Source organism: Streptococcus sanguinis, assembly GCF_019929145.1.
Classification (GTDB): domain Bacteria; phylum Bacillota; class Bacilli; order Lactobacillales; family Streptococcaceae; genus Streptococcus; species Streptococcus sanguinis_U.
Window position 1 is genome coordinate 152,954 of record NZ_JAHZOW010000002.1, and the last position, 24,245, is coordinate 177,198.

The 24,245-nt window shown below is 45.5% G+C and carries 22 protein-coding genes; 15 read left to right on the plus strand and 7 right to left on the minus strand.

The window, feature by feature from the left end; genetic code table 11:
• The first annotated feature begins 13 nt into the window (after nucleotides 1-13).
• A complete protein-coding gene (locus tag K1I94_RS06510; protein ID WP_223314808.1) occupies nucleotides 14-1,768 on the plus strand; it encodes a glycerophosphoryl diester phosphodiesterase membrane domain-containing protein in 1,755 nt (584 codons plus the stop codon).
• A gap of 116 nt (nucleotides 1,769-1,884) precedes the next feature.
• On the opposite strand, the gene K1I94_RS06515 is transcribed toward K1I94_RS06510, so the two are convergent.
• Nucleotides 1,885-2,184, minus strand: coding sequence for a YbaB/EbfC family nucleoid-associated protein (locus K1I94_RS06515; protein WP_002919734.1), 300 nt, complete (start codon nucleotides 2,182-2,184; stop codon nucleotides 1,885-1,887).
• Between the two features lie 169 nt (nucleotides 2,185-2,353).
• Here K1I94_RS06515 and K1I94_RS06520 point away from each other — a divergent pair, with 169 nt between their 5' ends.
• Nucleotides 2,354-2,767 (plus strand): hypothetical protein, encoded by a 414-nt coding sequence (locus tag K1I94_RS06520; RefSeq protein ID WP_002896620.1) that lies wholly within the window; start codon nucleotides 2,354-2,356, stop codon nucleotides 2,765-2,767.
• An 80-nt stretch (nucleotides 2,768-2,847) separates the two neighbouring features.
• On the opposite strand, the gene K1I94_RS06525 is transcribed toward K1I94_RS06520, so the two are convergent.
• The gene (locus K1I94_RS06525) at nucleotides 2,848-5,136 is read right to left on the minus strand and encodes a Xaa-Pro dipeptidyl-peptidase (RefSeq protein WP_223314809.1); all 2,289 of its coding nucleotides are present in this window, start codon (nucleotides 5,134-5,136) and stop codon (nucleotides 2,848-2,850) included.
• Between the two features lie 104 nt (nucleotides 5,137-5,240).
• Here K1I94_RS06525 and gla point away from each other — a divergent pair, with 104 nt between their 5' ends.
• From gla to fni, 8 genes are all read left to right on the plus strand, one after another.
• Nucleotides 5,241-6,146, plus strand: a complete 906-nt coding sequence (gene gla, locus K1I94_RS06530) for an aquaglyceroporin Gla (protein ID WP_168955910.1) — start codon at nucleotides 5,241-5,243, stop codon at nucleotides 6,144-6,146.
• Nucleotides 6,147-6,209: 63 nt separating this feature from the next.
• Nucleotides 6,210-7,493: a DUF308 domain-containing protein gene (locus K1I94_RS06535; RefSeq protein ID WP_223314810.1), complete on the plus strand. Its 1,284-nt coding sequence runs from the start codon at nucleotides 6,210-6,212 to the stop codon at nucleotides 7,491-7,493.
• A gap of 95 nt (nucleotides 7,494-7,588) precedes the next feature.
• Nucleotides 7,589-8,323 carry a CppA family protein gene (locus K1I94_RS06540; protein ID WP_223314811.1) on the plus strand — a complete coding sequence of 245 codons (735 nt, stop codon included), beginning with the start codon at nucleotides 7,589-7,591 and terminating at the stop codon, nucleotides 8,321-8,323.
• On the plus strand, nucleotides 8,320-9,255 hold the full coding sequence (locus tag K1I94_RS06545; protein ID WP_223314812.1) for a serine hydrolase domain-containing protein: 936 nt from the start codon (nucleotides 8,320-8,322) through the stop codon (nucleotides 9,253-9,255). The genes K1I94_RS06540 and K1I94_RS06545 overlap by 4 nt, the downstream gene beginning before the upstream one ends.
• Before the next feature lie 150 nt (nucleotides 9,256-9,405).
• Nucleotides 9,406-10,284 (plus strand): mevalonate kinase, encoded by an 879-nt coding sequence (gene mvk, locus K1I94_RS06550; protein WP_223314813.1) that lies wholly within the window; start codon nucleotides 9,406-9,408, stop codon nucleotides 10,282-10,284.
• Entirely contained in the window at nucleotides 10,266-11,213 is a 948-nt protein-coding gene (gene mvaD, locus K1I94_RS06555) for a diphosphomevalonate decarboxylase (protein ID WP_223314814.1), read from the plus strand. Before mvk ends, mvaD begins: the two co-directional genes overlap by 19 nt.
• Nucleotides 11,203-12,222 carry a phosphomevalonate kinase gene (locus K1I94_RS06560; protein ID WP_223314815.1) on the plus strand — a complete coding sequence of 340 codons (1,020 nt, stop codon included), beginning with the start codon at nucleotides 11,203-11,205 and terminating at the stop codon, nucleotides 12,220-12,222. The genes mvaD and K1I94_RS06560 overlap by 11 nt, the downstream gene beginning before the upstream one ends.
• Nucleotides 12,203-13,210, plus strand: coding sequence for a type 2 isopentenyl-diphosphate Delta-isomerase (gene fni, locus K1I94_RS06565; RefSeq protein WP_223314816.1), 1,008 nt, complete (start codon nucleotides 12,203-12,205; stop codon nucleotides 13,208-13,210). The genes K1I94_RS06560 and fni overlap by 20 nt, the downstream gene beginning before the upstream one ends.
• Nucleotides 13,211-13,250: 40 nt before the next feature.
• Here the strand turns inward: fni and K1I94_RS06570 are convergent, their stop codons facing one another.
• From K1I94_RS06570 to pflB, 5 genes are all read right to left on the minus strand, one after another.
• Nucleotides 13,251-14,525, minus strand: a complete 1,275-nt coding sequence (locus K1I94_RS06570; RefSeq protein ID WP_223314817.1) for a hydroxymethylglutaryl-CoA reductase, degradative — start codon at nucleotides 14,523-14,525, stop codon at nucleotides 13,251-13,253.
• Entirely contained in the window at nucleotides 14,522-15,700 is a 1,179-nt protein-coding gene (locus tag K1I94_RS06575) for a hydroxymethylglutaryl-CoA synthase (RefSeq protein ID WP_223314818.1), read from the minus strand. The genes K1I94_RS06570 and K1I94_RS06575 overlap by 4 nt, the downstream gene beginning before the upstream one ends.
• Nucleotides 15,701-15,845: 145 nt before the next feature.
• Complete coding sequence (locus tag K1I94_RS06580) at nucleotides 15,846-16,313, minus strand: threonine/serine exporter family protein (protein WP_002903393.1); 468 nt, start codon at nucleotides 16,311-16,313, stop codon at nucleotides 15,846-15,848.
• A gap of 4 nt (nucleotides 16,314-16,317) precedes the next feature.
• Nucleotides 16,318-17,094 carry a threonine/serine exporter family protein gene (locus K1I94_RS06585; protein WP_002901514.1) on the minus strand — a complete coding sequence of 259 codons (777 nt, stop codon included), beginning with the start codon at nucleotides 17,092-17,094 and terminating at the stop codon, nucleotides 16,318-16,320.
• 158 nt (nucleotides 17,095-17,252) lie between these two features.
• Entirely contained in the window at nucleotides 17,253-19,568 is a 2,316-nt protein-coding gene (pflB, locus tag K1I94_RS06590; RefSeq protein ID WP_002896602.1) for a formate C-acetyltransferase, read from the minus strand.
• Between the two features lie 368 nt (nucleotides 19,569-19,936).
• Between pflB and dinB the strand changes: the two genes are divergently transcribed.
• The 5 genes from dinB (at nucleotide 19,937) to K1I94_RS06615 (ending at nucleotide 24,235) form a co-directional block, all read left to right on the plus strand.
• Nucleotides 19,937-21,001 carry a DNA polymerase IV gene (dinB, locus tag K1I94_RS06595; RefSeq protein ID WP_008808266.1) on the plus strand — a complete coding sequence of 355 codons (1,065 nt, stop codon included), beginning with the start codon at nucleotides 19,937-19,939 and terminating at the stop codon, nucleotides 20,999-21,001.
• A 209-nt stretch (nucleotides 21,002-21,210) separates the two neighbouring features.
• Nucleotides 21,211-21,537 (plus strand): hypothetical protein, encoded by a 327-nt coding sequence (locus tag K1I94_RS06600; protein ID WP_223314819.1) that lies wholly within the window; start codon nucleotides 21,211-21,213, stop codon nucleotides 21,535-21,537.
• 318 nt (nucleotides 21,538-21,855) lie between these two features.
• Complete coding sequence (locus K1I94_RS06605) at nucleotides 21,856-22,650, plus strand: CPBP family intramembrane glutamic endopeptidase (protein WP_061592258.1); 795 nt, start codon at nucleotides 21,856-21,858, stop codon at nucleotides 22,648-22,650.
• A 45-nt stretch (nucleotides 22,651-22,695) separates the two neighbouring features.
• The gene (locus K1I94_RS06610; RefSeq protein ID WP_061592257.1) at nucleotides 22,696-23,490 is read left to right on the plus strand and encodes a CPBP family intramembrane glutamic endopeptidase; all 795 of its coding nucleotides are present in this window, start codon (nucleotides 22,696-22,698) and stop codon (nucleotides 23,488-23,490) included.
• Nucleotides 23,480-24,235 (plus strand): CPBP family intramembrane glutamic endopeptidase, encoded by a 756-nt coding sequence (locus tag K1I94_RS06615; protein WP_223314820.1) that lies wholly within the window; start codon nucleotides 23,480-23,482, stop codon nucleotides 24,233-24,235. Before K1I94_RS06610 ends, K1I94_RS06615 begins: the two co-directional genes overlap by 11 nt.
• Nucleotides 24,236-24,245: the final 10 nt, after the last annotated feature.

The window sequence follows — 24,245 nt, forward strand, 5'->3', positions numbered from 1 at the left end:
ATAAAGGAGGAAAATGAAATCACAAAGACTGGGACTTTTACGTCTCTATCGCAATCTTGATAAAATTTTGTTGCTCTTTTTCACAGTCTTTATGCTCATGGAGCTGGCCTGGGTGCCTTTCAACTCCTTTGCAGCAGAGACTCTGCTCAAGCAGACAGGATACCTCTTCTTATCTTATACGAATGCCCTGAAGGTTCTGACTTCAAATGTCTGGGTTGGCTTGGCCTTTCTAGCACTTTTTGCGGCCAACCTCTTTGTCGCTTATTTTCAGATTGGACTGATATTTATGGGGCTCCGCAATCTTCTGGACGAGGAAGAACGAAGCGCCTTTCAGTTTATTAAGAAAAGTTTTAAATACAGCGGTTCGCTGATTCGCTACGCCCGGCCCAGCAAGGTCCTCTTTATTGCACTGTATATGGGCTTTATCTTTCCCTTTCTGCGGCAAATTCTCAAAATCTACTACTTAAATAAAATTCTGATTCCAGAATTTATCGTGACCTATCTCAAGACGGCCTTATGGATGAAATTATCAATCTATGCTTTAGGTTTTCTGCTTTTTTTGATAGCTGTCCGACTAATGTTTGCCCTGCCCAAGCTCTTTTTTGAGCATTTCCGCCTACGAGACGCGATTAGGTATAGTTTGGAGAAGACCAAGGGGCACTTGATTCGCTATACTTGGCAGCTCTTTTGGATATTGGCCAAGAGCTTTCTCTTCTTTCTTTTAAGCAGTATTCCGATTTTGATGTTGCAGCAGTATGCGGATGGCCAGTCCAATCAGATAGCCTTGATAGCAGCGGTTGTCAATTACTGCCTCATCAAGCTGGCTTATTACTTCATGGTAGCCTATTTTCTGATTAAGTTCGTGGCTTTTCTGACAGACAGCAAGCTGTCTGAGTACCGATACAGGAAAGGCCTGCCACTCATGCGCTGGTTTATCCTTTTGGTCACTAGCTCTGTCTTTGCCCTTGAAGGCTTTGCCTATCTCAATCTGCCCTTGGAAAACGTCCCTCTGACTATCTCGCATCGTGGAGTTTCACAGGGAAATGGTGTCCAGAATACGGTTGAGTCGCTAGAGAAAACTGCCCTGCTCAAGCCAGATTATATAGAAATGGATGTTCAGGAGACTAAGGATGGCCAGTTTGTCATGATGCACGATGCCAATCTAGAAGCATTGGCCGGCGTCGATGCCAGACCGCAAGAGCTGACTCTGCAAGAGCTGACGGCTTTAGATATTTCAGAAAATGGACACACTGCCAAAATTTCCAGCTTTGATGCTTATCTCAAACGAGCCAATCAAATGGGCCAGAGACTCTTGATAGAAATCAAGACTAGCAACTTGGACTCAGCTGATATGATGGACCGTTTCCTTAGTCAATACGGAGCCAATATCAAGGTTTATGGCCACCAGATTCAGTCTTTGGACTATCAGGTTATTGACAAGACAGTCCAGTATGATAAGGGCATACCAACCTTCTTTATCCTGCCCTACAATACTATTTTCCCACGGACACAGGCTTCCGGCTATACGATGGAGTACTCGACCCTTGATGAAAACTTTGTCGATAAGCTATGGACGACAGATAAGAAGCTTTATGACTGGACCATCAATGATGCAGATAGCATTGGTAAATCCTTCCGCTTGGGTGTCGATGGCATGATTACCGACGATTTGGAGCTGGTGCAGAGCTCTATCAAGGAACTGCAAAACAATCCCGACTATGCCCTGCTTTTGATGAGTAAGGCAGCAGATTTGCTTAATTTTGTGTAGTGGACTGATGAGGGAACGACTATAAATCAAAAAAGACTGAGATTCTTCAGTCTTTTTTGCTGGTTCGAGTATTGCTTGACTTATGTTTAGTCAAGTTGGAAAGTTATTTATCTTGCTTAAAATGGCAATTTGCCTGCGAAAGCGCCCATTTTCTTCTGAGTAGCATCATCAATCTGAGCCAGCGCGTGATTCAGGGCCTGCGCAGTCATCTCTGACAGAGTTTCCAAATCTTCAGGATCCACAACTGCTGGATTGAAGTCAATGCTGACTACCTTTTTATCGCCAGTCAGTTTAGCAACGACTAAGTCTTGAGCTGATTTGCCGGTAAATTCTGTTGCAGCTAGTTCTGCCTGTCCTTTTTCCATTTGTTTTTGAAGCTTTTGTGCTTGCTTCATCATGCTTTGCATGTTCATCATAAGATTTTCTTTCCTTTCTCTCACAAGGGCTAAGCCCTTGGTAATCTTCACTCTTCAAATTATATCATTTTTTGGAAAAGTGGCAAGAAGAAGATTTCTAAGAGGTTTGACAAAAATTTAGCCTTTATAGTAGAATGGTCATGAATCTATATACCAAGGAGAAGACAACTTGAAAAACAAGAAGATAAAAGCTTTACTGTTAGTAGTGCTCTCATCCCTCTTCATCCTAATTGGCTGCAGTGGCAGTCCCAAAATTCAGGGAAAATGGAATGTACAGGATGCTAGCGGTGAACAAAAGACCATTGAAATAAAAGACAAGACCATTATTGTCAACGAAGAAGAGTATGAGTATACTCAAAATGCAGTTGGTTTTAAGAATGGAGTGAGTTATTACGGCCTGACTCGGAAAGATAATGGCGGAACATTTTCTATCGTCTTTCCTGAGAAAGATAAAAACATTGCTATTATGCTAATTCCTGACTCAGACGATGACTATCTCACAGGCAGTATGCTCTTTGCTATGAACCGCAAGGAAAAGCCAGATTATAAAAAATATGCAGAGGAATATCTCAATCTACAATAAAAGAAAAGCCCTTAGAAACTTCTGTTCTTAGGACTTTGTCTTCAATCTGAAGCGCTGAATTTCAGCGTCTTTTTCTTTTATTAATGTGATGTCATTGTTGGCAAATCCAAACTAGATTGCTTCAAATCTACAGTCAGCTGATAATCGGTCTTATCGCGGACTGTATGCTCAAAGTCTGTAGTGTAGAGGACGAGGCGCAGTTGGTCGCCTTTTTTCATCTTATAGATAGTTGGTTGCAGTTCAAAGGAAAATTCCAGCCATTGGTCAGGAGTGACTTCTTCGACGCTCAGTAGGTTTGTCCGGTTTTGCAGGTTGATGAAGCCTTTGGTGATGACGCGATGAGGCGTTTCAGTATGGGGGAGTTCAACCAGATTGTCCAGCATATAGTAGCGGCCGTTGTCCATGACTCTAGGCTCAAGCGGTGTCGGAATCGGTGTGAGGCGTTTAGCTGGTCCGAAGTCCAGCAATTGAGCAGAAATCAATCCCTTATCGGCGCTGGATTTGAGGCGAAGATTGAGCTGGCTCGCTCCGTTGAGAAAGAGGTCCTTTTCCAAGGTCCAGTCCAGAGTAATCTGGTTGACCTTACCGTCAAAGAGCTCAGTCTTAAAGCTTTGGTAGTTTTTAGCAAAACGATTATAGTCTTCTTCTGAATATCGATTTTTGATAGATTGGCAGTCTTGGCCTAGTTGGAGATGAAGATTCTGCTCTTGTCCACCGAAGTCTTCCAAGGTCAGCCAGCTTTGAGCTTGGCTATTGTCCTGCCAGATGACTGCTGGCAGTTCAAAGTCTGATTCACAACCCAGCAGTTTTTTGCTCAGCAGAGCATTGATAGACTCACGGAAGTCGATGGACTGCCAGTTGTTCATGTAAACATGGGCACCGTTATGGAAGAAAAGATGCTTTTTGATGTGGGGCGGTAAGGCCCGAAACATATTATAGACATGGAGAGGCTTGACATTCCAGTCTTGAGAGCCGTGGGTGAAGACGACTTCGGCCATGACCTTATCAGCGTGGAGCAGGTAGTTGCGGTCATGCCAAAATTGATTGTAATCTCCGGTTTGCCGGTCTAGGTCTTTGCGCTGTTGCTCTAGGCTTCGCTGATAAGCATCGTTGTTGCGCAGGTAGTCACCAGCCCTAAGGTTGCGGGAGTAGGTCAGTTCGGTCAGGGATTCAAAATCCTCTCCTGGATAGCCGCCAGGACTTGTGACAAGGCCGTTTTCGCGGTAGTAGTTGTACCAAGAAGAAATCCCAGCTTCGGCGATAATGACTTCCAGCCCGTCTACGCCAGTCGTTGCCAGCCCGTTGGACATGGTGCCCAGATAGGAGATACCGGTCGTAGCCACTTTTCCGTTGGACCAAGTGGCCTTGATTTCCCGTTGGCGAGTGTGGTCGGTGAAGGCTCGGCAGCGGCCGTTGAGCCAATCAATAACGTTCTTATAAGCCTCGATCTGCTGATAGTCGCCGCTGGTCATCAGACCTTCAGAGTCTTTAGTTCCTACGCCAGACACATAGAGATTGGCAAAGCCGCGGGGCAGCAAGTAATCATTGAGCGTGTAGGTGCCGATATGACCCAATTTTTCCTCGGCTTCAGAGACTTCTTGGGCAGGAGCCGGTGAATCCAGTTGGAGCAATTTAAGCTCAGGATCTTGTACTGTGATTTGATGGGGCTCTTTTTTTGCTAAGTCCACATTCATATCATGGAGAGCCTTGTCGCTGGCAAGGTCATTGGTTCCTTGATGATAAGGAGAAGCAGTCATGACAGCGGGGATTTTCCCTTGGTAACGAGGGCGGATAATGCTGACCTTGATGAGGTCCGGATGGCCGTCTCGATCAGTGTCCACACGTGATTCCACATAAACCACTTCACGGATGGCATCATGGCTGGAAAAGGTTGCCAGACTCTTGCCGTTGAAGTAGTGGTGGGTATTGTCCTCAGGAATTAACCCCTCGCTGACTAGCTTATCAACTAAGAGGTTACCATTTTTTGTCCGAGTGTTGAGCAGCTGGTAGAGATTTTCCAATAAGTCTCCAAATGTAATGGGAAAGCCCGTTTCTTTGCGAAAGGCCTCAACATCTGTAAAATCAATAAAGGGCGAGAACTCAAGCAGCTGAAAGGCCACAGTGTAAAAAACAGACGCCGTCAGTTCTCTGTCAGACTGGAAAAAGCTCAGCAGGTCTGTTTGGCTGTCAGCAGCCCAGGATTTCAAGGGATAATCTGTATTTTTATAAGTGAAAAAGCTGGTGCGGAGAAAATCTTCAAGATTTTCCTTATCAGAGCGATTGCTGTCATAAAAAAAGCCTAATTCAGCTAATTCTAGCAACATATTTTCCCGTTTCGTTTTTGCATAACTATACTGATTAAAACGCATATTCTTCCCTCTTTTTCTTATTTTTATAAAAAATGACCTTTACATTATCCATTATACTTGATAAAATAGACTTTGTCTAAAAAATATTTAAGGAGTATCACTAAATGGATTTCGAATGGGTCGTTAAATACGCCACAGAATTTTTAGGAACAGCTATCCTCATTGTCTTGGGGAACGGAGCTGTTGCCAACGTTGAATTAAAAGGAACTAAGGGACACCAGAGCGGTTGGTTAGTCATCGCTGTCGGATACGGTATGGGGGTTATGATTCCAGCTTTGATGTTTGGTAATGTGTCCGGTAACCATATCAACCCTGCCTTTACTTTGGGACTTGCTGTCAGCGGTTATTTCCCTTGGGCACAGGTTGCGCCATACATTGCAGCGCAGATTTTGGGAGCTATCTTTGGACAGGCTTTGGTCGTTGCGACCCACCGTCCTTACTATCTGAAAACAGAAAATCCTAACAATATCTTAGGTACTTTCTCTACTATCTCTAGCCTAGACCATGGCACACCTGAATCACGTAAAGCTGCCTTGTTCAATGGTTTTATCAATGAATTTGTTGGTTCTTTTGTTCTTTTCTTTGCTGCTATGGGCTTGACCAAGAACTTCTTTGGAGCAGAATTGTTGAGCAAAGCTGAAGCAACTATCAATTCGCAAGCTGCTCAGATGGCAGCGCAAGGGACTTCAGTTCCTAAAGAACAGATTGCTGCTGCAATATCTCAGGCTAAAGATCAAGTTGCACCATTCCAAGTTGGTAGCCTTTCAGTCGCTCACTTGGCACTTGGTTTCTTAGTAATGGCTTTGGTAACCTCTCTGGGAGGCCCTACTGGACCTGGGCTGAACCCAGCTCGTGACCTCGGACCTCGTATCCTCCACTTCATCCTGCCAGAATCTGTTTTGGGTAAACACAAGGGTGATTCAAAATGGTGGTATTCTTGGGTTCCAGTTGTGGCACCGATTCTTGCAGGTATCACAGCAGTCCTCTTGTTTAAAACAATCTACGGATAAGCACATAAAATCAGAGTTGGGGGATTTCCCCAGCTCTTTTTTCGAACGATAGAGAAGGTCAAGATGGAGATGCAAGTATCAAAATATCATAAGATCAGTGGCCGCAGAACCTTACTCTTTGGTTTTTTAGCCCTTGTTTTTGGCCTGATTATCATTGTCAATGGCTTCAGATTTACCAAGCTGGCCTTCGATTTTATTTCGCTTTATCTGACAGTTGTTGGCTTGGTAAATATTGTTCTTCATGTTTTTACGCGCAAGAAAGAAGGGGCTGTCTGGCATAGTCTGCTTCAGATTGCAGTCGCTATGGGTATCAGCTGGCTCAACCGAATCAGTGATGTGCCTGTCAATATCGTGATTATCAGTTTGGGTAGCTACCAGCTCTTGACTGCCGGTATTTACGGAGTGACCTATCTCCTTTATCAGCAAAATCATGTCAAGGGCGGCTTGCGCTATCTATTTGATACCATTCTCTATGGTGGGATTGGACTGACCAGTATTCTTTCGCCTGCGACTGACGGACACTTGCAGTTTTTGATTTTGGGAATCTATTTGATGATGCTGGGAATGTCCAATATCCGGGATGGCCTCTTTTTTGATAATGACCGTGAAAAACATCGGCTGCGTAGGCAAATTCGTATTAACCTACCTATTATTTTTGCAGCCTTTATTCCGGTAGAAAATCTGGAACACTTTAATCGACTGATTCAGGGAGATGCAGCTTCTGATCGTAAAAATGTTTATAGTCTTGTTAAGAGTGGAGATAAAAAGTCGGTCTTAGAGGTTTTGGTTCATACTTCAAAGACAAGTTTATTAGGGGCCATTGGTCATGTAGATATTTGCTATCAGGGACAAGTGATTTCTTATGGCAGTTATGATGTTTTTTCTGAGCGATGCAAGGGCATGATTGGAGACGGTGTTCTCTTCAAGGTTCCTAAAGACGCTTATATTGAGCTTTGCAAAAAAGAAAGCAAGAAAACACTTTTTGGTTATTCTTTGGCTTTGACGGATAAGGAGAAGGAGGCGGTTGAGAAGCGCCTGGCTGAAATTGATCAGCTGTTGGTGGAATGGGAGCCGCCAGCAGAACTGAAAAATGGTCAGCCAACATACTCCTACAAGTTGAAGCATGAACTAGGAGCGCAGCTATATAAGTTTAAAACCAGTCGTTTCAAGACGTATTTTGTCCTGTCGACCAACTGTTGCCTGCTAGCAGATTCGATTATTGGGCAGGCTGGGACAGATATTCTGGATATTCGTGGTATTATCGCACCTGGTACCTACCAGTCCTATCTGCAGTACGAGTTTGAGTCCGCTAGGGGTTTGGTTATTGCTCAGACTGTTTACCAATAAATCCAAGGCCTTCTTGTTTTAAAAATTGTTTATTTGCGCATAATTTCTTGTCAAAAAGATGAAAATCCATTACAATAAAATGGTTTGGAGGAATTATGAGCGCGAATCATATTATTAGAATTATCCCTGTATTAAAAATAAATAATCGTCATTTAAATCAAGAGTTTTTTGTAAATCAGCTGGGCATGAAGGCCCTTTTAGAGGAAGCTGCTTTTCTGTCCTTGGGAGATCAGACCAAGACTGAGAAACTGCAGCTGGAAGAATCGCCCAGTATGCGGTCGCGGCGAGTCAAAGGTCCTAAAAAATTAGCCAGAGTCGTTGTCAAGGTTGCAGATGCTAAAGAAATCGAGTCGCTATTGGCTCAAAAGCCTGCTTGGACTAAGCTTTATCAAGGAGAGAAAGGCTATGCTTTTGAAGCTCTGTCACCAGAAGGCGACCTAATTCTCCTGCATGCAGAAGAGAATAGAACAAGTCTGCAAGCAGTCACAGCGGTGCCTGACTTTGAAAAGCAAGAGGACTTCATCGGTCTTAGTCAATTTGAGATAGAGACGGTAGAAATTCGTGTACCAAATGCCGATGAAGCCCAAGAATTTTACAGCAAGATTGAAAATGCGCTGGACTTTCTGACCTTTACAGAAGCAGAGGGTCAAGACTTGCAGGCAGACAATGCCCTAACTTGGGACTTGACCATGCTCAAAGCTCAGGTCAATCGTTTAGAAACTGCTGCCCTGCGTCCTATCTTTGAAGGACGTGAGGTCTTTGTACCCAAGTCAGATAAGTTCCTGCTGAGTCAGGATTCGAGCAAGATTGAATTGTGGTTTGAAGCATGACTCTAGAAAACATCATCAGTAAAATCAAAGAACAGCTAAAAGATGGTATCTATCCCGGTGCTAGTCTGGCCTTGTACCAAGCTGGACGGTGGCAGGAATTCTACTTTGGTCTAGCTGATCCGCAAGAAGGAAAGGCCACTCAAGCGGGGTTGGTCTATGACTTGGCTAGCGTCAGCAAGGTGGTCGGAGTTGGTACTCTGGCAGCCTTTTTGTATGAGCAGGGCAAGCTGGAGCTGGATTTGCCCTTGCAGCACTATTATCCGGCCTTTCATCGAGAAGATGTGACCTTGCGTCAGCTCTTGACCCACACGTCAGGGTTGGATCCCTTTATTCCCAATCGTGACCAGCTGACAGCTCCTGAGTTGAAAGCAGCGCTCAATCATTTGACGGTGCTTGAAGATAAGACCTTCCGCTATACGGATGTGAATTTTCTGCTCTTGGGCTTTATGCTGGAAGAGATCTACGGTCAGTCCTTGGATCAGATTTTTCAAAGTCAGATTTTCCAGCCTTGGGGTTTGGCTAAGACTAGTTTTGGACCAGTTCCAGGGGCTGTGCCGACCGTTCGCGGTGTCCAGGATGGTCAGGTTCATGATCCCAAGGCGCGTGTATTGGGTGTCCATGCTGGCAGTGCTGGCTTATTTTCAACCCTCAGGGATTTGGAAATATTTCTAGAGCATTATCTGCAGGATGACTTTGCGGCAAATCTGACCCAGAATTTTTCCAAAGAGCCTGGCAAAAGACGCAGTCTAGCTTGGAATCTGGAGGGCAGCTGGCTGGATCACACTGGCTACACAGGAACCTTTATCATGTATAATCGTAAGGAGCAAAAGGCGGCTATTTTCCTATCCAACCGGACCTATGAAAAAGACGAGCGGGCTCAATGGATCTTAGACCGTAACCAGCTGATGGACCTGATAAGAAGAGAACTTTAAAAGACTCCGGCTGCAAGCCCCGGAGTTTTATCGTGTCTGCCTATATAAATATCGGTCTCTAGCCCCAGTGATTTTCTCTTAATAAAAATCGCTTTTTTTGCCAAAGTATATTAAAATAAGATAGAGAGAATCTACAGACAAGAGAAGAATATGACAAAAGAAATCGGTGTCGGCAAGGCACATAGTAAAATTATTTTAATGGGAGAGCATTCGGTGGTCTACGGCTATCCGGCCATTTCCCTGCCCCTTAATCGTATTGAAGTGACCTGTCAGGTCTTTCCGTCTGAGCGGGCCTGGACCCTCTACGCCGAGGATACGCTGTCTATGGCTGTTTTTGCCTGTCTAGAACATCTAGGCCAGCAAGGAGCTAAGATACGCTGTCAGGTGGAGTCCATGGTCCCTGAGAAGAGGGGTATGGGGTCTTCAGCCGCGGTCAGTATTGCGGCTATTCGGGCTGTCTTTGACTACTTTGAGGAAGAACTGGATGACCAAACACTGGAGATTCTGGCCAATCGAGCAGAGATGATTGCCCATATGAATCCCAGTGGCCTTGATGCCAAGACCTGCCTCAGTGATGTAGCTATTAAGTTTATCCGCAATTTTGGTTTCAGTGAAATTGAGCTGGATTTGGATGCCTTTTTAGTCATTGCAGATACTGGCATTCACGGTCATACCCGCGAAGCTATCCGTGCTGTAGAAAGTCAGGGTCAAAAGGCTCTGCCCTTGCTTCAGGAATTAGGGAATTTAACGAAAATCCTTGAGAAAGCCATTTCTATCAAGGACCTGATGACAATGGGACAAGCTATGACCAAGGCTCATGAGAAGCTAGCCAAGCTAGGAGTTTCTTGCCAGAAAGCAGATGAGCTGGTAGCGGCAGCTCTTGAAAACGGAGCTTTGGGAGCTAAAATGAGCGGCGGCGGTCTGGGCGGCTGTGTCATTGCTCTTGTAGGAGAAAGAAGTCAGGCGGAGGCCTTAGCCGCCTTATTGAGAGAGAAAGGGGCCATTAACACATGGATCGAAAGTCTGTAAGTGTCAAATCCTATGCCAATATTGCAATTATCAAATATTGGGGGAAGAAAGATACAGAAAAGATGATTCCGTCTACCAGCAGTATCTCGCTGACACTGGAAAATATGTATACTGAGACCCAGCTGAGTCCTTTGCCGGCTACAGCGACTGGAGATGAGTTTTATATTGACGGCCAGCTGCAAAGTCTGGCAGAACATGCCAAAATCAGTAAGATTATTGACCGTTTCCGCTCTCCAGAAGATGGTTTTGTCCGCGTTGATACCAGCAATAATATGCCAACTGCAGCAGGGCTGTCTTCCAGCTCCAGCGGTCTATCTGCTCTAGTCAAGGCCTGCAATGCTTATTTTCAGACGGGCTATCAGACGCAAGAGCTGGCCCAGCTGGCTAAGTTTGCTTCAGGATCATCTGCTCGGTCTTTCTTTGGTCCGCTAGCGGCCTGGGATAAGGACAGTGGGGCCATTTATCCAGTCAAGACGGATTTGAAACTAGCCATGATTATGCTGGTTCTGCACGATGAGAAAAAGCCCATTTCCAGCCGCGATGGTATGGAGCTCTGTGCCAAAACTTCCACGATTTTCCCAGATTGGATTGCCCAGTCTGCCTTGGATTATCAGGCCATGCTAGGCTATTTGCAAGACAATGATTTTGCTAAGGTTGGTCAGCTGACGGAGGAAAATGCTCTTCGGATGCATGCCACGACAGAAAAAGCTTATCCGCCGTTTTCTTATCTGACAGAGGAGTCCTACCAAGCTATGGATGCTGTCAGAAAGCTGCGGGACCAGGGCGAGTGTTGCTACTTTACCATGGACGCGGGGCCCAATGTCAAGGTGCTCTGCTTGGAGGAAGACCTAGACCATCTGGTGGCCATTTTTGAGAAGGACTATCGCCTTATTGTCTCCAAAACAAAAGACTTATCAGATGAAAGCTAGTGCAAGAGTCCAAACCTGTGGCAAGCTCTATCTGGCGGGTGAATATGCAGTGCTGACAGCCGGTCAGCCAGCCATTATCAAGGCCATTCCTATCTATATGGCAGGAGAAATCCAGACAACCTCTGCCTATCGCTTGACATCAGATATGTTTGATCATAGTGCTAACCTAGAGCCAGACCCTGATTATGCCTTGATTCAGGAGGCGGTAGGGGTTATGAACACTTATTTGCTAGCCTTAGGCTACCAACTTCAGCCTTTTTCTCTGAAGATTAGTGGCAAGATGGAAAGAGAAGGCAAGAAGTTCGGGATTGGCTCCAGTGGTAGTGTTGTTATTCTGACCATCAAGGCCATGGCAGTACTTTATGAGCTGGACTTAGAGCCAGAGCTACTCTTTAAGCTGGCTTCCTACGTCCTCCTCAGGCGCGGAGACAATGGTTCCATGGGAGATCTAGCCTGCATTGCTTATGAAGACCTGATTTACTACCAATCTTTTGATAGAGAGCTGGTCCGCAAGCGTATGGACAAAGTTGATTTACAGCAATTACTAGCAGAGAATTGGGGTTTTGAAATTCGTAGTATTAAGCCTTGCTTAGTCATGGATTTTCTGGTTGGTTGGACCAAGCAGCCGGCTATCTCTAAGGACTTGGTCAATCAGGTCAAGTCAGCTATTTCAGAGTCCTTTTTGACAGGAAGCAGGACGCAGGTTGATGCTTTGGAGAGAGCTTTATTAGCAAGAGAGAAGCTTGCTATTCAGTCCAGTTTGGAAAAGGCTAGTCAGCTCTTAGAAACACTGAGTCCAGCTATTTATACAGACAGGCTGAAAGTCTTAAAAGAAGCGGCAGAGGGACTGAACTGTGTGGCTAAGAGCAGTGGTGCCGGTGGTGGCGACTGCGGGATTGCTTTCAGCTTTGATGCCGCATCTAGCAAGCAACTGATTCAAGCCTGGCAAGCAGCTGGCATTGAGCTATTATACAGAGAAAGGATGGGCCATGATGAGCCAGAATCGTAAGGACGACCATATCAAATACGCCTTAGAGCAGCGTCTGGGTTACAACAGTTTTGATGAAATGGAACTGGTTCACCGTTCTCTGCCCAAGTATGATTTGGCAGAGATTGATCTGTCTACTCACTTTGCTGGTCGTGATTGGGAGTTTCCTTTTTATATCAATGCCATGACTGGCGGCAGCCCAAAAGGCGGTCAAATAAATGAAAAGCTAGCTCAAGTAGCTGAAAGTTGCGGCCTTCTTTTTGTAACTGGCTCTTACAGCGCAGCCTTGAAAAATCCTTCTGATCCTTCCTATCGGGTGGCGACTGGTCGGCCTAATTTATTGCTGGCTACCAATATCGGCTTGGACAAGCCTTTTCAAGCCGCTCAGCAGGCAGTAGCTGATTTGCAGCCCCTCTTTTTGCAGGTCCATGTCAATCTCATGCAGGAATTGCTGATGCCAGAGGGCGAGCGAGAGTTTCGTTCTTGGCGCCAGCACTTGACTGATTATAGTCAGCGGCTGGATCTTCCTCTAATTCTTAAAGAAGTTGGCTTTGGCATAGATCGCTCTACTGTTGAAGAAGCGCGCTCCTTGGGGATTCAGACTTTTGATATTTCCGGCCGGGGCGGCACTAGCTTTGCCTATATTGAAAATCAGCGGGGTGGCAATCGTGACTACCTCAATGATTGGGGGCAATCTACTCTGCAGAGCCTATTAGTGCTTCAGCCATTGCGTGATGAGGTCGAACTCTTGGCTAGTGGAGGTGTCCGCCATCCTTTGGATATGGTCAAAGCTCTGGTCTTAGGAGCCAAGGCGGTTGGCATCTCTCGCACTATGCTGGACTTGGTGGAAAATCACTCAGTAGAAGAGGTTATTGATATTGTAGAAGGCTGGAAATCGGATCTGCGCCTCATCATGTGCGCCCTGTCGTGCCGAAATTTGCAAGAATTAAAGAGTGTCCCCTATCTACTCTACGGTCGGCTAAAAGAAGCTCATGAACAGATTCAATAAATAGCATAAAGTCATACAAAAAAGGCCATCAATGGCCTTTTTACTTGTCCTGTTTTCGTAAGTCAGCTAGGATTTCTTGAGCAGTAGCGAGGTTGAAAGTCTTCTTGGCTGTTAAGCGATTGGCTACAGCAGCAATTTCTTCGCCTTGGGCTCCAGCTTGTAATGCTAAAGATTTGGCTTGCAATTTCATGTGTCCGGCTTGGATGCCAGTACTGACCAGGGCTTTGAGGGCAGCGAAGTTTTGTGCCAATCCGACCGATACGATGAGGGAAGCCAAGTCCTTGGCCTGAGGCTGCCCTAGCAAGTCAAAGCTGGCTGCCACTGCGGGATTGAGGCCGATGGAGCCTCCCTTAGTTGCAATGGGCATGGGCAGTGTCATCTGACCATGAAGCTGTCGGTTGTCTGAATCTGCAGTCCAAGTAGAGAGGCCGCTGTAGCTTCCTTCTCGGCTGGCATAGGCATGAGCGCCAGCTTCTATAGCCCTCCAGTCATTTCCAGTAGCCAGCACCAAAGCATCAATACCATTAAAGATACCTTTATTGTGGGTAGCTGCCCGGTAAGGGTCGACCTGGGACAATTTGCTGGCTAGCTGCACCTTATCCGCAAGAAGTTCCGCCTCAGCCTTATCCCGACTGAGAAAGCGATAGTCGATGACACAGCGGGCTGTTACCAGGCTATCTGTTGCATAGTTTGACAGGATAGCCATCAGACTCTTACCACCAGTCAGCTCTTCCAGAGGAAGGGTGAGGACCTCCAGCATAGTGTTGAGCATATTGGCACCCATGGCTTCCTGCGTATCCACAGACAGATAAAAAATGAGGAAGTCATCCTTTTGCTCCAGCCAAAGATCTCTAGCACCACCCCCACGGGCAACAATCGATGGATAGGCTTGGTTGGCCTGCTCCAGTAACTCTTTCTTTTTTTTGAGAACATCTTTAATGGCTTGGTCTGCATTATCAACCTGATAGAGGGCGATTTGCCCAATCATCTGGCGTTTGTGAACCTCGGTCTCAAATCCGCCTGAACGTTTGATAATCTTAGCCGCAAAGCTAGCTGCTGCTACCACAGATGGCTCTTCTGTCACAAATGGAACTTGATAGCTTTTGCCATCCACCAAAAAGTCTGGCACTAGAGAGTAGGGCAAGGCTAGAGTGGCCAGTACATTTTCACTCATCTGGTTGGCCGTTTCCAGAGGCAAAGTCTGCTGACTGTCTAGCAGCTGCCAATGTTCATCTTGTAAAAGCCCCTTTTCTTTCAACATCTGCAGCCGTTCAGCAGGAGTTTTTTTGGAAAATCCAGTCCAGTTTACTTTCATGATGATTTCTCAACTTTGATGTACTTGCGCTGGTGCTCTGCAATTTCTGCCAGAGCAAAGCTTTGGTCTTCATAGCCAGAGAAGCTGGCATTGCCCTCCGCATCCAGCTCAGCTTCTTCAAAAAAGATGCGCTCGTAGTCTGAGATGGAAAGAGCCTGACGCTGGTCTAATTCCTCTAGGCGTGTCTGGGATAGATGCTTTTCATAGCCCTCTACCAAATTGGCACTAAAGATTTCAGAGACAGCTCCGCTGCCATAGCCGAAAAGAGCAATCCGATCGCCGGCCTTGAGGTTGTCAGAGTTTTCTAAAAGAGACAGGAGGCCTAGGAAGAGGGAGCCTGTATAGATATTTCCAACCTTCTGACTGTAGAGAATAGAAGCTTCAAAGTTCTTTCTGAGCTGGTCTTGCTGCTCTTGGGGCAGGCTTTTATCCATGATTTTATTGAGGCCTTTAAGGGCCAATTTTGGATAGGGCAAGTGGAAGCAGTAGGCCGCAAAATCTTTGAGAGCCAGCTTGTGGCGCTTCTGGTACTCCGTCCAAGTTGTTTTTAAGCTATCCAGATACTGCTGGGTTGAATAGAGCCCGTTGACATAAGGTGTTGTCGAGTAATTTGGGCGCCAAAAATCCATGACATCACGTGTCTGAGCTACATTATCATCATTGAAAGCGAGGATACGAGGATTGCTGCTAATCAGCATAGAAATAGCTCCCGCTCCCTGCGTTGGCTCGCCTGGTGTATGAATGCCATACTTGGCAATGTCGCTAGCTAACACCAAAACTTTGCTGTCTGGATGTTTTTCGATATGGAGCTTGGCATAGTCCAGTGCAGCAGTAGCTCCATAGCAGGCTTCCTTGATTTCAAAGCTGCGGGCAAAAGGCTGGATGCCCAAAAGGCCGTGGACAAAAACGGCTGCCGCCTTGCTCTGGTCGATCCCTGACTCAGTAGCCACGATGACCATATCAATCTTTTCTTTGTCCTCTGTTGTCAGGATGGGTTCTGCTGCCGCCGCTCCCAAAGTAACAATATCCTCGGTCAGAGGAGCAATACTTAGTTCTTTGAGCAAGAGTCCCTTGCTAAGCTTTTCTGGGTCAGTCCCACGGGCTGCCGCTAAATCATTTAATTTTAAGACATAATTACTGGTCGCAAAACCGATTTTGTCGATTCCGATTGTCATTATAAGACCTCTTTAAATCCTTTTATTCTAGTATATTCCGAAAACTATTTTACCATACTTAGGAATAAAACTCTTACAAAAAACATCTAATCTCAGCTAAATCAGGCTTAAGATGTATTTTCCAAAATAAAAACAGCAGATGGCTCTACTGTTTGTTTGCTGTGAGTTTGGTTTGGCGCTTTTTCAAGTAGTGATAGAGCTTGAGTACGACAGTGCCGCTGGCCATACCGATCGAGATGACCAAGGCTAGAATGACTACCAGAGTGGCGTGAATCATGGCCTGGCTATAGTCACCAGTGACAAAGAAAGCAGTCGTCCGATAGGAAATATAGCCTGGGACCAAGGGGGCTAGAATAGCCAAAATAAAAACAACAGCAGGCGTTTTGTAGATGATGCTGAGAATTTGGCTGACGCAGGAACCAATGATAGCAGCCACAAAGGTTGCTATAATGACATTGGTCGGTCCTTTGAGCAGGAGATAGAGCAGCCAAATAGCCATACCCAGTACTCCACCGGGAATCAGCATACTGCGCTGGACATTTAGAACGATTAAAAAAGTAATAATGGCCAGCAGGCTGGCAACTGCTTGCAGTAAGAATGTCAAGATTGTCATAGGCTTATTTCATAATAAGGAGGGCAACAGAAGTGCCTGCACCGAGAGCAAGAGTGATGAGGAGCGATTCAAAGAGCTTGCTCATCCCAGAGTTGATATGGTTGGTCATGATGTCACGCACAGAGTTGGTCAGAGCAATGCCAGGGACAAAAGGCATGACAGAACCCGCAATAATCAAATCATCTGTGGAGTTAAAACCGGAATAGCGCGTCCAGATATGAGCCAGCAGTCCGAAGACGAAGGCTCCAGCAAAAGCTGTCACAAAAGGAATGCGGATATATTTGTCAACATACAAAGAGAAAGCAAAGCCAAAGAAGGTGGCAATAGCAGCCCCCAAAGCATCGTAGAAGTTTCCGCCAAACATGATGGAGAAGAAGGGAGCACTGAGCGTTGCCGCAGCAATCAGTTGCTTGTTGTTATAGGGCAGCTCCTTGACTTTGAGGCGGTTCAGCTCATCAAAAGCCTCCTGAAGGCTGATTTCTCCTGTTACCAACTGACGGGAGACCTGATTGACGTCGCAGACCTTTTCGATATTGTAGTTAGTCTTGAGATTGCGCTTCATGCGTGAGACATTTGTATTTTCAATCGAAAAGAAAATAGCCACTGGCATTGCTAAGGCATTGCAGTCGATAATCCCTTGCGAATGAGCGATACGAATCATGGTGTCTTCCACCCGATAGGTCTCGGAGCCGCTCTGTAGCAGCAGTGTCCCAGCCAGCATGATGACATCTACCGCCAGATTGAAATCTTTGGCTTCTTCCCTGATACCTTTCTCTGTCATTTCCCCAGTCCTTTTCCTAGTATAGCAATAGAACCATTATACCATAAAGCCTCTGAAAAATATCATCAAGTTGGCAGTCACACGAAGTCTGAAATACAAAAAAGAAGATTGGAAATCTCCAATCTTCTTTCAAATGGTTTGTAAGTCCTTAGTCGTTATTAGCTCAAAGCATCGTCCATAGAGAGTACTTCGTGGAAGACACGTTGAGTCAATTCAGTTTTTTGCTCTGGAGTCAAGTACTTAGTGTTTACACAGTAACCTGAGATACGAACGATAACGTCTTCACCAGACATAATCTTGTCGTAAACGTCCTTCAAGTCCATAACGTTCAAGTTAACGTGCTGACCACCGTTTTCAAAGTAGCCATCCAGGATAGTAACCAAGTTGTCTACTTGTTCGTCGTGAGTCTTACCAAGCGCACGAGGTGATACTTGAGTTGTCAATGAGATACCGTCAGCTGCGTAACTGAAGTCCAAGCTAGCAAGAGAGTTCAAGTTTTGCAACCAGCCACCTTTTGCCTTGTTTGATGGGTTAGCACCTGGTGAGAAGAATTCCAATTTAGACAAGTTTACGCTACCATCTTCGTTGAGGTAAACTCCTTTGTGGACTGGTGAGTTACCAGTTTGTTTAGAGTAAGCAACGTTAGATGTGATAGTCAAGAGTGATACTGTTGCTTCAGCGTTCTTGTAAAGTTTGTGGCTGCGCAGACGAGTTGTGTAAGCTTCAACCAACCATTCAGCCAGTTCATTTGAGCGAGGGTCATCTTCACCCCAACGTGGGTATTCTCCGATTGTTTCATAGTCGTAGATATAGCCGTTTTCGTCGCGGATTGGCTTAACAGTTGCATACTTGATAGCAGACAAGGTATCAACAGTGTTGGCAAATCCACAGATACCGAATCCCATGTTAGCGCGTTGGTAAGTTGGCAAGAAGGCCATTTGAACAGCTTCGTAGTTGTACTTGTCAGTCATGTAGTGGATGATGTTCAAGGCATCTACGTAAGTGTCAGTCAACCAGTCAAGTGATTTTTCAAAGTTCGCTTTAACTGATTCGAATTCAAGAACTTCGTCACGGATAGGCTCGATGTCAAATACCTTGTAGTCTTTATGAACATCGTCGTAACCACCGTTGAGACCTGTCAGAAGGGCTTTCAGTACGTTTACACGAGCACCAAAGTATTGGATATTGTGGCGTTGTTCTTCATTTTCAGGGTCAAGCGGAGACACACAGCAAGAGATACAGCTCATTTCACCGTAGCCGTCTTTAGCCATTGTTGTTACACCTTCGTATTGGATAGAAGAGTGCTTGTGGCTCATGTGCATACAGTAGCGACGGAATGAGTATGGAAGTTTATCAGTCCAGAGAACGGTCAAGTTTGGCTCTGGAGAGTTACCAATATTGTCAAGTGTGTTAAGGAAACGGTAGTCCATCTTTGTAACACGGTGACGGCCATCGTTACCCATACCTGCCATAGAAGTAGTGATGAAGGTTGGGTCACCAGAGTAAAGTTGGTCGTAAGCTTTCGTACGAGCAAACTTCACTGTACGAAGTTTCATAACGAAATCATCAACAAATTCTTGGATTTCTGATTCAGTGTAAGTACCGCGAGCCAAGTCACGTTCTGCGTAGATGTCAAGAACGATAGGCACACGTCCGAGAGAAGTAGCAGCACCGTTGATGACACGGCAGACAGCCATGAAGGCGATGTTAGTCCATTGGATAGCTTCTTTAACGTCAAAGGCAGGACGGCGAACATCTACTCCGTAAAGGTCACCAAGTTTTACAACTTCACCAAGTGCTTGGTATTGCAGGTTGATTTCTTCGCGCAGACGGATTGTTTCTTCGTCAATATCAGTCAAACCATTCCAGTCGCGAACTTTTTCAGCCATGAGGTAGTCAGCTCCATAAAGAGCAAGACGTGCGTAAACCCCGATGATACGTCCGCGTGAGTAAGCATCTGGAAGACCAGTTACAGTGTGGGCGTGACGAGCACGGCGGATGTTAGAAGTGTAAGCACGGAAGATACCGTCATTTACTGTAGTAACATATTTAGTAAAGATTTCATGAACAGCAGGATCTGGTTCGTATCCATTTTCTTTCAAAGTAGTTTCAGCCATGCGGATACCGCCTTTTGGCATGAAGTTCAATTTGAAGAGTTCGTCGTTTTGGATACCGTAAATCAGTTCGTTGTCCTTGTCAATGTAACCAGCGTCAATATCAGCGATAGATGCTGGACGAGTGTCCATTGGGAAACGAGTTTCTTCGTAGTGAGCTTTTGTTTCTTCTACGATTTTCTTGATGTGGAGTGAGCGCTCAGTAGGACCTGCCAAGAAGCTTTCATCTCCATCATAAGGTGTGTAGTTAGCTTGAACGAAGCGAGAAACACTTGCTTTCTCTTTCCAGTCTTCACCTTTGAAGCCTTCCCAAGCTTTGTCAAAAATATCTTGAGCTTCAACAACTGTTTTTACAACCATTTGATTTTCCTCTTTATTCTAGCAACATAAACTGTTACATTTATAAGTAAAGTATATCATACGGTAATCGGTTTCACAAACCATTTTTGGCAGAAAGAAAGACTTTCTTTTATAATACAGAAAGTAAAAAGTCGCGGATGTGTACTATAGATTTGAAAAACATAACTCTTTTCAAATATTTTGGAAAAATGGGTAAAAAAGTTATAATAAAAGTAATTAAAATGTCATACAAAAATTGCTGACGAAGAATCTTACGTTTAAAATACTTTTTACAAGAACGAAAAACTGTTTCAGATTTATTTGAGTAAAAGGGCTGACTTTGTGAAAGCTTGTCAGCTGAGATTGATGGCAGGAGAAAGGAGGAGGATATGCTGATTTTTCCACTGATTAACGATACATCTCGGAAGATTATCCACATTGATATGGATGCTTTTTTCGCTTCGGTGGAAGAGCGGGATAATCCTAAGCTAAAGGGGCATCCAGTCATCATCGGCAGCGACCCACGCTTGACTGGCGGTCGTGGTGTCGTCTCCACCTGCAATTATGAGGCCAGAAAGTTCGGAGTTCATTCGGCTATGAGCTCCAAGGAAGCCTATGAGCGTTGTCCTCAGGGGATTTTTATCTCGGGGAATTACGAAAAATATCAAGCAGTTGGCTTGCAGATCCGAGAGATTTTCAAACGATATACGGATTTGATTGAGCCAATGAGCATTGACGAGGCTTATCTGGATGTAACGGAAAACAAGCTTGGGATTAAATCTGCAGTCAAAATAGCCAAGCTGATTCAGCACGATATCTGGAATGAGCTGCAACTGACGGCTTCGGCAGGCGTTTCTTATAATAAGTTTCTGGCCAAGATTGCCAGTGACTATGAGAAGCCTCATGGTCTGACTGTTATTCTACCCGAAGAGGCTGAGGCCTTTCTGGCGCCTATGGATATTGCCAAATTTCATGGGGTTGGTAAGAAGAGCGTTGAAAAACTGCATGAAATGGGAGTTTATACTGGTGGAGATCTGCTCAAGATACCAGAAATGACCCTGATTGATAAGTTTGGTCGCTTTGGTTTTGATCTCTATCGTAAAGCGCGTGGCATCAGCAATAGTCCAGTCAAATCCAATCGTATTCGTAAGTCGATCGGGAAGGAGCGGACCTATGCCAAACTGCTCTATAGTGAGGAGGACATCAAGAAAGAGCTGACCCTGCTGGCACAGAAGGTAGAAAATAGCCTGACTAAGCATGATAAGAAAGGACGAACCATCGTTCTGAAAATTCGTTATGCCGATTTCTCCACCTTGACTAAAAGGAAAAGTTTGAATCTAGCCACTCAAGACAAGGAGCAAATCGAGCGAACGGCTCATGAGATTTACGATAGCTTGGAAGAACAACCACGAGGTATTCGTCTGCTAGGGTTGACAGTGACGGGGTTTGAATAAAGATAAAGGCTTGGTTCATTACCGAGCTTTTTTAGATATAGTTTTTAGTATGAGAGAGTTGCTTGTGACGAGTTTCTAAGTTGGCTGATAATTTTCATTAACTAAAAATAATCTTTTTTTAAAAAATACTGGACAAAGTTTTCTGTGTCTGTTATACTGAGTCTATAAAATAAAAAACCGCCTGGTCGGTTTTTAAAAAAGGAGCAGAAATGAAGAAATCTGTAGTAGAAAAAACAAGCGAGCACATCCTCAAGTTGAATCAGGAGCTGGATCGGCAGCGGGAAGGTCAGAAAGAGTTTTTGCAGCAGCAGGCAGAAAAACGTAAGGTGCAGCTGGAAAAGATGACACAGGGTGAGAATGGCATACGCTATTCTAAGTGGGGAGTCAAAGCTGGATATGCTGTCCTTGCTGGTGGCTTGCTGACTTCTGTCTTTAGCCCTTGGCGAGGACTGAGTATTATGGCAGTAGGGGGGCTGAGCCTTGCCTCCAATCTCTGGCATATTCGGCGATTGCAAAATAAAGAAAGGAGCAAGTAGCAGAGAAATGGCCTGTCTTAAGCATCAGAGTCAGCACAACTTAGAAACTAAAAGCAGCAGGCAGTAGCTAAACGGTGCTGACATAGCTTTTAGCATTATTTAGTCCATCTTTGCTTTTTAGTTTAGGCAAGGACTAAAAGACTGCGTTTTCTATTTGGCGCAGGTCTTTATTTTTTATAATAAAACAAACCGAATGGTCGGATTTTAAAAATCTGCGTTTCAAAACAGGCAATCATCTGAAAGACTGAGAGTAAAGGATGCCTTTGTCCAGTTTTCGGATGACTTTTCACTATTCTACATTTGATAAGGAGTTATCGTATGAACACACAAACACATGTAGAGCCAGAGACAAGGCATATCCTGCCCTTTCTGGCCTGGACTTTTGGCATTACCTGGGGATCCTGGCTGCTTCAGTATATTTTAACCGCCCTGAAGCTGACCAGCGGGGCTGATCCTTTGGGCTTTGCTCTCAATTTCATCGGGGGCTTCGGACCGACCTTGGGAACTTTTATCAGCCTCAAAATTTCTCATCCCAAGAAGATGCTGGACTTTATCTTTTCTCATGCTAAGGGCTGGTGGATTTACATGCTGGTCTTCTGTCTGGTTCGGGTTTTGACCCTTTTTATCGCCAATCCTGTATTACCGCCGCTCAATGCCATTCTGATGTTTCCTCTGGGCTGGACCTTTGTCACCTTTGCTGGGGGCGGGAATGAAGAGCTGGGCTGGCGGGGCCTCCTGCAGCCGGCTCTGGAGAAAAAATTCTCCTTCCCTCTGGCAACTGTCATCACGGCTCTGGTCTGGGTGGCCTGGCATCTGCCCCTCTGGCTGATTCCGGGAACGAGTCAAAGTCAGATTTCTTTGCCCTTCTATCTCTCCTTTGGTATCTTGCTCTGTTTCTGTCAGGCGGTTCTCTACAAGCAGACGGCCTCTGTCTTTGCCTGCATGGTCTTTCACGGCTGCATTAACTTTGCTCAGGCGACGATTGTCGGCAGTGCTACAAATGGCGGAAGGTATCTCAGCTTCCAGGCTGCTAATCTGGTCATGACCGCTCTGCTGGTCGGCTGGTGGTATTGGAAGGGCAATCGGAAAGGAGCTGAGAAAGATGCAGGCTAAAAATCTTGGCAATCGCTCTTCTGTCAAAGAAAAAGGAGTAATCATATGAACACACAAACACATGTAGGGCCAGAACCCAAGCATATTTGGCCTTTCTTAGCTTGGACCTTTGGTATCAGCTGGGGATCCTGGCTGATTCTCTATATTTTATCTGCGCTGCAGATCACCAATGGCGCAGAAACTCTGGGAACTGTCTTTATCTTGATAGGGGCTTTTGGCCCAGCTCTAGGGAGCTTTATCAGCCTTAACATTTCTAAACCGAAGCAGATGCTGTCCTTTATCTTTTCTCATGCTAAGGGCTGGTGGCTGTATATGCTAGTCTTCTGCCTGATTCGGATTTTGACTCTCTTTATTGCCAATCCTGTATTACCGCCGCTCAATGCCATACTCATGTTTCCTTTGGGCTGGACCTTTATCACCTTTGCTGGTGGCGGGAATGAAGAGCTGGGCTGGCGGGGAGTGCTGCAGCCAGCTTTGGAGAAGAAGTTTTCTTTTCCGATTGCTACGGTCATCACAGGTCTCATCTGGGTTGCCTGGCATCTGCCACTCTGGCTGATTCCGGGAACAGGTCAAAGCCAGCTTTCCCTGCCTTTTTATATTCTATTTTGTGTCATGGCTAGCTTTTGTCTGGCTGTTCTATATAAGCAGACAGCGTCTGTTTTTGCCTGCATGGTCTTTCATGGCTGCATTAACTTTGCCCAGACAGTTATCGTAGGAGCAGCTACCAAGGGCGGAACGTCTCTTAGTTTTCATGCTGCGAATGCCGTGATGACAATTTTGCTGCTGGGCTGGTGGTACTGGAAGGGCAATCGGAAAGGAGCTGAGAAAGATGCAAGCTAGAAACTATAAAGATTCCTCATCTGTCAAGCAAATTCTAATTTTTCTGCTTTGGACTTTTGGTATCACTTGGTCTGCGTGGATTCTCTCGGCTGTGCTGAAAGGGCGAGTGCCGTTGCTTCCTCCGCTGCTCACGATAGTGGGAACATTTGGTCCTGCTATAAGTGCCAAGCTTGTCTTAGGTAAGTCTTTGAAAGAAATGCTGACTTTTATCAAGTTTGCCAGGAAAGGAAGCTGGCCTTATCTGTTGATTTTTGTGGGTCTCTTCACGATTTCCATTGTCTTTGTGACCAAGCCGCTGCCAAATTTGAATCTTTTGAATGTCTTGGTTCTGGCTCTGGTAACCACTCTCTTGACAGGTGGTAATGAAGAAATTGGCTGGCAGGGCTTCCTGCAGCCAAGTCTGGAGAAGATCCTGCCCTTCCCTTTGGCAACTGTAGCAACTGGGTTAATCTGGGCTGTCTGGCATCTGCCCCTCTTCTTTACCCCCAGCAGCAGTCAGGCGGGGACCTCTCTTCTGGTCTTTACAGCATTTTGCCTGCTCGGCCGTTTCTGGCTGGCAGCCCTTTACAAGACCAGTCAGTCTGTCCTCTATTGTGTCCTCTTTCATGGGCTCATTAATACTATTGGCGAAGGCATCTTTGTAGGCAAGGGAACGGAAAATCCCCTCTTTTTCCTAGGCTATATCTTGATGGCGGCTTACAGTATCTATCTTTGGTATCAAAGGGATCAGCAAGACAAGGCTTAAAGATATTTTT